This window comes from Desulfosarcina sp. (assembly GCF_046496365.1).
Classification (GTDB): domain Bacteria; phylum Desulfobacterota; class Desulfobacteria; order Desulfobacterales; family Desulfosarcinaceae; genus Desulfosarcina.
In genome coordinates this window covers 1-7,640 of sequence record NZ_JAWOHB010000195.1, presented here as the reverse complement: position 1 = coordinate 7,640, position 7,640 = coordinate 1, and the positions used below count along the sequence as shown (strand labels likewise).

The following is a 7,640-nucleotide window of genomic DNA, read 5'->3' as shown; positions in this document are numbered from 1 at the left end:
TTGCTACCGTGGCAGGATTTGCAGAATTTTGCCCAAAGCTCTTTGCCAGTTGCAAGTGCGTCGGCATCACCAGCCTTCACCGTGCTTTTCATGGCTTTGTACTTGGCGGGAATATCCCAGGGGGCCTTCAACCAGCTGGCCGACGGCATTGCGGTTGATTCCGATCTCCTGCCAATAGGACATGTTGGATGAAGAAAAGGCCACACCACTGGCATACAGCAGGCGAAAGAATACTTTTTTTTCACCGGCGGCCTGGGATTCGATCACGGCAGCAGTCTTGACTTCTTCAAGCCCCTGAAGGTTGTAGATCGCCTCGAATTCAGAAATTTTCTGCGAAAGGTTGCCATCCAGGCGTTGCCTCAGATTGGCGCTGATCAATGCGTAGAAGAAAAAAAAGGCCATACAGGAGGATAAAGAGAAAATGAATCCGTACCACAGGGTCAACCGGAAGGCGAGGGTTCGGGGGAGTTTAATCATACTGGCGAAGGACATACCCCACCCCGCGGACCGTGTGAATCAATTTGCCTTCAAATCCCTTGTCGATCTTGTCCCGGAGTCGGCAGATCCGTGCTTCGACCACATTGGTCTGCGGATCGAAGTGGTAATCCCAGACGTGCTCCATGATCATGGTCTTGGAAACCACCCGGCCGGCATTGCGCATCAGGTATTCCAGCAGCGAGTACTCCAGCGGCTGCAGATCGATCTTGATTCCTTTTCGGCGAACCTCGCGGGTCAGCATGTCGATGGTCAGGTCGCCGCAGGACAGCCGGGTGGGTTCGGTTGCGCCGCTGGCCCGCCGGATCAAGGCCTGCACCCGGGCCAACAGCTCGGAAAAGGCGAAAGGCTTGCTCAGATAGTCGTCTCCGCCGGTCTGAAGTCCTTTTACCCGATCATCGATGGACCCTTTGGCGCTTAGAATGATAACCGGCGTCATTATCTTTTCCCGGCGCATCCGCCCGATCAGTGAGAGGCCATCCAAATCAGGCAGCATGATGTCCACGACAGCGGCATCGTATGGCTCAATGAGGGCCAGGTCCAGTCCGGTCATACCGTCCGAGGCATGGTCCACCGCAAAACCCTCAGCCTGTAAACCCTTTTTCACGAAGGAGGCTATTTTCTTGTCGTCCTCGACCAGTAGGATCCGCATCGTCTCTCTTCCGGTTAAACCGGGCGTCGATCACCGCAACCCGGTATCGAACAGAATTGATCAAGCCGTCAATATGGTCCTCTCAGCCCACATAAACAACATGCAGGCCATGGGGGCCATCTACGAAGCGCTCGGCCGCTCATTTGCCATCTTGGATCAACACCCTGGCAATCTGGATGTCGTATGCCCGGTTGGGGTCGAATTGCCCGCGCTTTTCATAGAGCACCTGGGCCTGCTGAATGGCGCGATGGGTCACCCAGCCGTGGTCATTCCAGATGCTGGGGTCGTCTTCGTTTTTCATTCTGAATTCTATTTCCCCATCCTTTTGGCGCACATACATGCGCACACGCTTGTTTCCGGGAAACGGGTAGTAGTAGACGCCGACGTTGTCTTTCATCTCTATGACTGTCCTTTGGTGATATCGACACCGGCTGCCAGCCGTTTTGGAGCCAGACCGCCGCCGAAGGGCCCAGGCTCGGCCGTGCTCCCCGCGGGCATGCAAACAATGCCGAAGGTCATGGCCGTCTTCTAAAAAAGACGGTTTGCTTTTAACACCGCCGCCGCCTGCCCACCGATGCTGGTGACCCGGGTCAGGGCCTGCGTCAGGTGAAAAGCGGTCTCCTGGGGTACACCGGAATTGATCATGACCAGCGCCATACGGATCATTTTCCCGATTTCGTGCCAGCGTCGATCGCCGGTGATTCTGCCGGCCAAGTCGGATTCATCGATGACCATTTGGGTCAGGGTTTTAAGCAGCATCGATCCCTGTTGTCTGCCTGGATCCTGCATGGCCGCCACCTGATCGGCAACCTGGCAGATCCAGATAAGACCCGACTTGACTTTTTCACTCTGGGCGTAGGCCGAAATGGCCCGTTTGACCGCGAGCAGGCCATCTTCTTTCGTTTGCGTCGATTCATTGTCTGTCAGCATACACGTGCCTTCGCGCCTAGGGTAAGCAGTTCTAACCAATAATTAGCCATTTTCAAAGTTTTTTCTTTTCAGGAGTGGGGATCTGGGATAAATTTTCCCGCGACCTTATTAAATCCTGAAACAAGGAGACAGCCAGTGCCTTCCAGGAAGCGCATACTGATTATCGACGATCACCCCCTGTTCAGAGAAGGCCTCAAATCAATCATTGCCGGGGATCCAAATTTCGTGGTCGCAGGCGAGGCCGGAAACGCCCGCAGCGGTTTTGCCATGGCCGAAAGAATCAAACCGGATGTCGCCCTGGTGGACATCTCACTGCCCGATGAGAGTGGCATGCAGCTGACCCGTCGCATTCGGGAAACCCTTCCGAACACCCGGGTGATGATCATCAGTATGCATTCCAAGATCGACTACATCGTGGAGGCCTTCCAGGCCGGTGCGACCGGCTACGTGGTCAAGGAGTCCGCCGCGGGCAGACTGGTTCAAGGCCTTCATGCCGTCACGGAAGGTGAGTATTTTCTGGACAGCTCCATCTCTCATGAGGTGGTGGAGAGACTGATGAACTCGCCCGTACGCGAAGCGCGGGTGAGTGATTCAGGCTACGGCCGTCTCACACCCAGAGAACAGGAAATCATGCGCATGCTGGCCCAGGGGCTGTCCAAATCGGAGATCGCCAACCGGCTTTTCATCAGTGTCAAAACCGTCGACAACCACCGGTCGAACATCATGAAAAAGCTGGATCTTCACAGCAGCATGGACCTGGTGAGATACGCGGCCAAATTGGGGCTCATCGACATCGATCTGTGGAAAGGATAAACCCGTTGTTCATCATCGCATGGCAACTTTTTTTGACTGTGGACGGGCGTCCATGGCCGTTTGGCTTCGACTGACATCTCCACCTATCGGATTTGTTTTCCTTCTCAGCCCCAATTTTTCTCGCGACTCGGGAATATTTCCCGCAACCTAGTAAAAAAACCTAAAAAAATGAGTCTCAGACCCTATAGACTTTTTGATTTTAACCGATAATATGGTTATGGGGGCAAAAGGCCGACAGCCAGAAACAGATCAGGTTTCGGCAGCTTTCTAACCATTTCATGTCAGCGGCAGATCAGGAGGTCGGCGGGTACCAGATTCTTTAACAGCATTGATGGCAGGGCCAATGCCCTGAAAGGAGAACACGATGATATCTTCTCCATGCAGGACCTGTGAAAGAAGGAACGACCCGAAGGATGAATGCCTGAAAAACTGTAAAATTCTGCACGACATTCAAGAGTATCATCTCATATCCGCAAAAAGCATCTATTACAGCGCCATTGACTGCACCGAGGAGAGCCGCTATCACATCAAATCCCCATCCGCGGCCATGATGAGTCCGTATTAGCACTGCTGTTTCCCGGCTTGTGGATCGTCGGCCCCTTGCACCCTGCAACCCTTTAACCTCCGCGCCAGGAGTCAAGCCATGGCAGATCAACCGCGAAGCCCCGCTCCACAAAACCGGACGCCTCGTCGTCCCAACGGCCATACTGACATGACGCGCCCCGACGAAAAGGGAAAAGAGCAACCGCAATCCAGCCAGGTGGACATCATTGCCCTGGTCCGCAGTCTTCAAAGGAGCGCGGGCATGGCCGACTGCTTCAGAATCGGCAATGCCGACTGCGACGCCATCGACTGCGAGTGGCGCGCCTACTGTCTGGACACCGCAATCGACCGGGTTAAAAACGCAAAGGGGCCACACTCAGACTAGGCGTCCAGGCCGTGTATGGGCGGGACGCCGATCCGTTGAGCAGGTCGTCGACAGCCCCTTGTGGGTAGGCAACGGCGTTCAACCGCCGGTCAACCAGAACTGTTTCAAACCGGCTTCAAGCTGCCCTTCGGAAGAGACTTTAGCGGCCGACCAGTGAGCCGGCAGCAGCCCCTGGTAGTCGGGACGACAAAAACGCTGATCCACCAGCAATATGGCGCCGCGATCATGGTCGGTGCGAATAACCCGACCGGCGGCCTGCAGCACCCGGTTGATCCCCGGGAAGCGGTAAGCGAAGTCAAACCCCGTCCCCCGCCCATCAAAGTAGCCACGGATCAGCTCCCTTTCCGGGCAGACGGCCGGCAACCCCACACCCACGATGACGGCGCCGCTGAGCCGCTCGCCCACCAGATCGATTCCTTCACCGAATATGCCACCCATTACGGCAAACCCAATCAGCGTTGCCTGGTTTTCCACCGAAAAACGGTCAAGAAAACAGGCCCGCCCGGCGGCGTCCATTTCGCGCGTCTGCACGATGATCTGGAAATCCAGCACTCCGCAAGCCATCCACCTTTCGACCACCATGGTCATGTATGCATAGGAAGGGAAAAAAAACAGATAGTTGCCTTTTTTAGCCTGGATGAACGTGCGCGCCAGCAGCACGATCCGATCCGCACTCAATTCCCTCTGGGCGTAATAGGTGGATATACCCGTGGCGACGAACACCGCCAGATTTTTTTGGGGAAAAGGCGACGGAATTTCAAGCCTGGTCGCGCTGGCTTCGCAGCCCAGAACTTCCTGGAAATAGCTTGCCGGCGTCATGGTAGCGGAGAAAAAGATGGCCGCCCGGGAGCGCTGCAGGGCTGATCTCATCTGTCTGGAAGGGTCGAGGCAAAACAGCTTGAGGTGCAAATCCGTACCGACTGCCTCGTGAAAAGTCACATAGCTGTCGTCATACTGATCCCATACCCGCAGGAACCCGCTGACCTCGAAATAGCGCTCCATGACGGTTTCCCGATAAGGCGTCGCCTGATTCCTGGCCAGCCAGGGCTCGGACACCCTCAGAAAAACGCGCAACAGGGGCTCCAAACCATCGGGCAGCCCTTGTTCGGATTTGAATCCGCCGGTTTGCCGGGCCTGTTTCCCGGCCGACAGCATCCAGGTGTTGATCTTTCCCGCTGCCCGGTAGACGGCCGGGAGGTGCACCTTGACCGCCCGCCGGAGCTCGAGAAATGCACTTTTGCTTAACCGGGCGGAGAACATGTCACGGGAGCGGTCCACCAGGTTATGGGCCTCGTCGACCAGAAACGCGTAAACACCGCTCTCCTCATCGAAAAAACGCTTCAGGTAAACGCGCGGGTCGAACGCGTAGTTGTAGTCGCAGATGATACAATCCGCCCAGAGCGAGAGCTCCAGGGAAAAGGCAAAGGGACAGACCCGGTGGGCCTTGGCCACGGCCTCGATGGTATCGCGGTCCAGATTATCCCGGGCAAAGGCTTCGTCCATGGCTGCCTGCAATCGATCGAAATGCCCGCTGGCATACGTGCACACCTCCGGGTTGCAGGTAGCCTGCGGACAAAAGCAGATCTGGTCCTTGGCGGTCAGGGTGACCCGCTTCAGCCGCAGGCCCTTTTGCTGGAGCATGTCGAGGGCGCTGATGGCGGAAGCCTTGCCGGTGTTGCGGGCAGTCAGAAAAAAAATCCTTTCAACACGCCCCTCAGCAAGTGTTTTAATTGCAGGAAACAAGGCGGCAAGGGTTTTGCCGATGCCTGTGGATGCCTGGATGAGGGCCTGTCCGCCATCACGGATGGTCCGGTAAACGGTCACCGCCATGGCGCGTTGACCGGTTCGATAATGGCTAAAGGGGAAGTCGAGAACAAGAATGGCGGCGTCGCGAATCCGCCGCCACTGAGCAAGTGTCGTGGCCCACTTTAAGTAGCGATCGATCAATTCCTGAAAAAATGAGGCCAGTTGATCACCGGTCAACTGCTCCACCATTTCCAGGACTTCGCCGGAATCCAGATGGCAGTATGTCAGTCGGATGGTCACCGCCGCCAGGCGGTGCTCCCGGGACAACAGATAGGCGTATACCCTGGCCTGGCCCCAATGACAGGGATCCTTGGCCTTTTCGACATCCGTCAGGTCTTTGGTGGTGGATTTGATCTCCTCGACGATCGTCTCTTCCTCGGTGGTGAGCACCCCATCGATGCGGCCGCCCACCACCAGGATCAGGTCCGCTGTTTCCACCTCGATTGAAACCGGCACCTCAGCGCGATAGCCTTCGGGCCGCAGACGCTGGATCTTCTGGTGGGCGCGAATACCCTCGAGGGGGCGCCCCGGTGCGGCAAAACGCATGTCCAGGTCGCCGGCGCGAAGCACCACGTCCACCAGGGTTCTAACTGCGATTTTATGGCGTGCCTTCAAATGAATCGCCTCTTTGGGCCTCACTCGCCGATGGTTCCCAACGGGTCAGCGGGAGCCGTCGACACAGCCCGGCACACGGGTTGAAAGACGCTTCCAGAAAAACGCGTGGATGCTGCCACGTGTTCGCTTCTGCTTGCCAACGTTAAAAACGCGCACTACTGTAGAGGTCAACATAATTTTGGTCAAGCCGGCAATCCAAGGCTGGGGTCCCGGCGTGAATCCTTATAAACGGGGGAAAATGGAGGAAAAATGGAATCGAGAATGTTGGGAAAAACGGACATCCGCTTGTCTCCCATCATCATGGGCACCTGGCAGACAGGTCGATCCATGTGGACCGGAATCGACGATGCCCAGAGCGAGAAAGCCATCCAGGCGGCCATGGATGCCGGGATCACCAGCTTCGACACAGCCGAGGTGTATGGCAATGGACACTCCGAAAAAATTCTGGGCAAAGCCATCGGCAGCCATCGTGAGGAAGTGGAAATTCTGTCCAAGGTGTTTGCCAATCACCTCAAATACGACCAGGTGATCGACGCATGCAACCGTTCCCTGAAGAACCTGGGGACCGACTTTTTGGACCTTTACCAGATCCACTGGCCATCGGGGGCTTTCGGGTCCACGGTCGTTCCCCTGGAAGAGACCATGGGTGCCCTGACCGACCTCAAAGACCAAGGTAAGATCCGTGCCATCGGTGTATCCAATTTTTCTCTCGACCAACTCAAGGAAATTTGCGCAATCGGTCCGATCGAGAGCCTCCAGCCGCCTTACTCCCTTTTTTGGCGCCAAGTGGAAACCGACACCCTGGCCTGGTGCCGGACGCATGGGGTGACCATTCTGGCATACTCCCCCATGGCCCAGGGATTGCTCACCGGAAAATTCGGTCCGGACCACCAATTTGAAAAAGGCGACCACCGCAGCAGCAACCGCCTGTTCCAGGCGGATGTGTACCCGCATGTACAGCAAGCCCTGGATGCCCTGCGCCCCATAGCCGCAAAAAAAGGCGTCACCATGGCCCAACTGGCCCTGGCCTGGGTAATCGCCAGACCCGGTGTATGTGCGATCGCAGGCGCCAGGAATGCCCGCCAGACCACCGACAACGCCAAGGCTGCAGGAATCACGCTGACCGAGGCTGAACTGTCTGAACTGGAACGCATCAGCCGTCCGGTCACCGATCTGATCGACGACAATCCCGTGCAGTGGAAATGGTAGCGCAGCAGGAAACAGACCCGTCCGGAAAGGATTCTCCACGGTGAACGGCCCCTTGTCCCGAAAAAACGCCCTGCTCTGTCCCGGATGCCGCAAGCTGGTCAGCGCCGACGAACCCAAATGCCCATACTGTGGTCTGCCGAAACCGGGGTCCCGGTGGAGGCATGGCTTTTTCATGTGGGGGTTCAGCAGCGG

Annotated in this window: 9 protein-coding genes; 4 read left to right on the top strand and 5 right to left on the bottom strand. The window is 56.6% G+C overall.

Features of this window, described 5'->3' with window-relative positions:
- Window positions 1-66: 66 nt before the first annotated feature.
- The 4 genes from R6V78_RS19030 to R6V78_RS19015 all read right to left on the bottom strand — a co-directional run bounded on the left by R6V78_RS19030 (window position 67) and on the right by R6V78_RS19015 (window position 2,077).
- A complete protein-coding gene (locus R6V78_RS19030) occupies window positions 67-492 on the bottom strand; it encodes a hypothetical protein (RefSeq protein WP_410290970.1) in 426 nt (141 codons plus the stop codon).
- Window positions 470-1,147, bottom strand: a complete 678-nt coding sequence (locus tag R6V78_RS19025) for a winged helix-turn-helix domain-containing protein (RefSeq protein ID WP_410290969.1) — start codon at window positions 1,145-1,147, stop codon at window positions 470-472. The genes R6V78_RS19030 and R6V78_RS19025 overlap by 23 nt, the downstream gene beginning before the upstream one ends.
- Window positions 1,148-1,286: 139 nt before the next feature.
- Window positions 1,287-1,544 (bottom strand): hypothetical protein, encoded by a 258-nt coding sequence (locus R6V78_RS19020; RefSeq protein WP_410290968.1) that lies wholly within the window; start codon window positions 1,542-1,544, stop codon window positions 1,287-1,289.
- Window positions 1,545-1,675: 131 nt separating this feature from the next.
- Complete coding sequence (locus R6V78_RS19015) at window positions 1,676-2,077, bottom strand: hypothetical protein (RefSeq protein ID WP_410290967.1); 402 nt, start codon at window positions 2,075-2,077, stop codon at window positions 1,676-1,678.
- Window positions 2,078-2,212: 135 nt separating this feature from the next.
- On the opposite strand from R6V78_RS19015, the gene R6V78_RS19010 reads away from it, so the two are divergent.
- The 3 genes from R6V78_RS19010 (at window position 2,213) to R6V78_RS19000 (ending at window position 3,818) form a co-directional block, all read left to right on the top strand.
- Window positions 2,213-2,890 (top strand): response regulator, encoded by a 678-nt coding sequence (locus R6V78_RS19010; RefSeq protein WP_410290966.1) that lies wholly within the window; start codon window positions 2,213-2,215, stop codon window positions 2,888-2,890.
- A gap of 364 nt (window positions 2,891-3,254) precedes the next feature.
- The gene (locus R6V78_RS19005; RefSeq protein ID WP_410290965.1) at window positions 3,255-3,455 is read left to right on the top strand and encodes a hypothetical protein; all 201 of its coding nucleotides are present in this window, start codon (window positions 3,255-3,257) and stop codon (window positions 3,453-3,455) included.
- Window positions 3,456-3,533: 78 nt separating this feature from the next.
- Window positions 3,534-3,818, top strand: a complete 285-nt coding sequence (locus R6V78_RS19000) for a hypothetical protein (RefSeq protein WP_410290964.1) — start codon at window positions 3,534-3,536, stop codon at window positions 3,816-3,818.
- 78 nt (window positions 3,819-3,896) lie between these two features.
- Here the strand turns inward: R6V78_RS19000 and R6V78_RS18995 are convergent, their stop codons facing one another.
- Window positions 3,897-6,239, bottom strand: coding sequence for an ATP-dependent DNA helicase (locus tag R6V78_RS18995; RefSeq protein ID WP_410290963.1), 2,343 nt, complete (start codon window positions 6,237-6,239; stop codon window positions 3,897-3,899).
- 249 nt (window positions 6,240-6,488) lie between these two features.
- Between R6V78_RS18995 and R6V78_RS18990 the strand changes: the two genes are divergently transcribed.
- Entirely contained in the window at window positions 6,489-7,448 is a 960-nt protein-coding gene (locus R6V78_RS18990; RefSeq protein WP_410290962.1) for an aldo/keto reductase, read from the top strand.
- The last annotated feature ends 192 nt before the right edge of the window (window positions 7,449-7,640 follow it).

Excerpts from the sequence above, each read along its gene's own strand:
- R6V78_RS19005 (WP_410290965.1), top strand. The coding sequence starts at position 3,255 with ATGATATCTTCTCCATGCAGGACCTGTGAAAGAAGGAACGACCCGAAG.
- R6V78_RS19025 (WP_410290969.1), bottom strand. The coding sequence starts at position 1,147 with ATGCGGATCCTACTGGTCGAGGACGACAAGAAAATAGCCTCCTTCGTG.
- R6V78_RS19020 (WP_410290968.1), bottom strand. The coding sequence starts at position 1,544 with ATGAAAGACAACGTCGGCGTCTACTACTACCCGTTTCCCGGAAACAAG.
- R6V78_RS19030 (WP_410290970.1), bottom strand. The coding sequence starts at position 492 with ATGTCCTTCGCCAGTATGATTAAACTCCCCCGAACCCTCGCCTTCCGG.
- R6V78_RS19015 (WP_410290967.1), bottom strand. The coding sequence starts at position 2,077 with ATGCTGACAGACAATGAATCGACGCAAACGAAAGAAGATGGCCTGCTC.
- R6V78_RS18990 (WP_410290962.1), top strand. The coding sequence starts at position 6,489 with ATGGAATCGAGAATGTTGGGAAAAACGGACATCCGCTTGTCTCCCATC.
- R6V78_RS19000 (WP_410290964.1), top strand. The coding sequence starts at position 3,534 with ATGGCAGATCAACCGCGAAGCCCCGCTCCACAAAACCGGACGCCTCGT.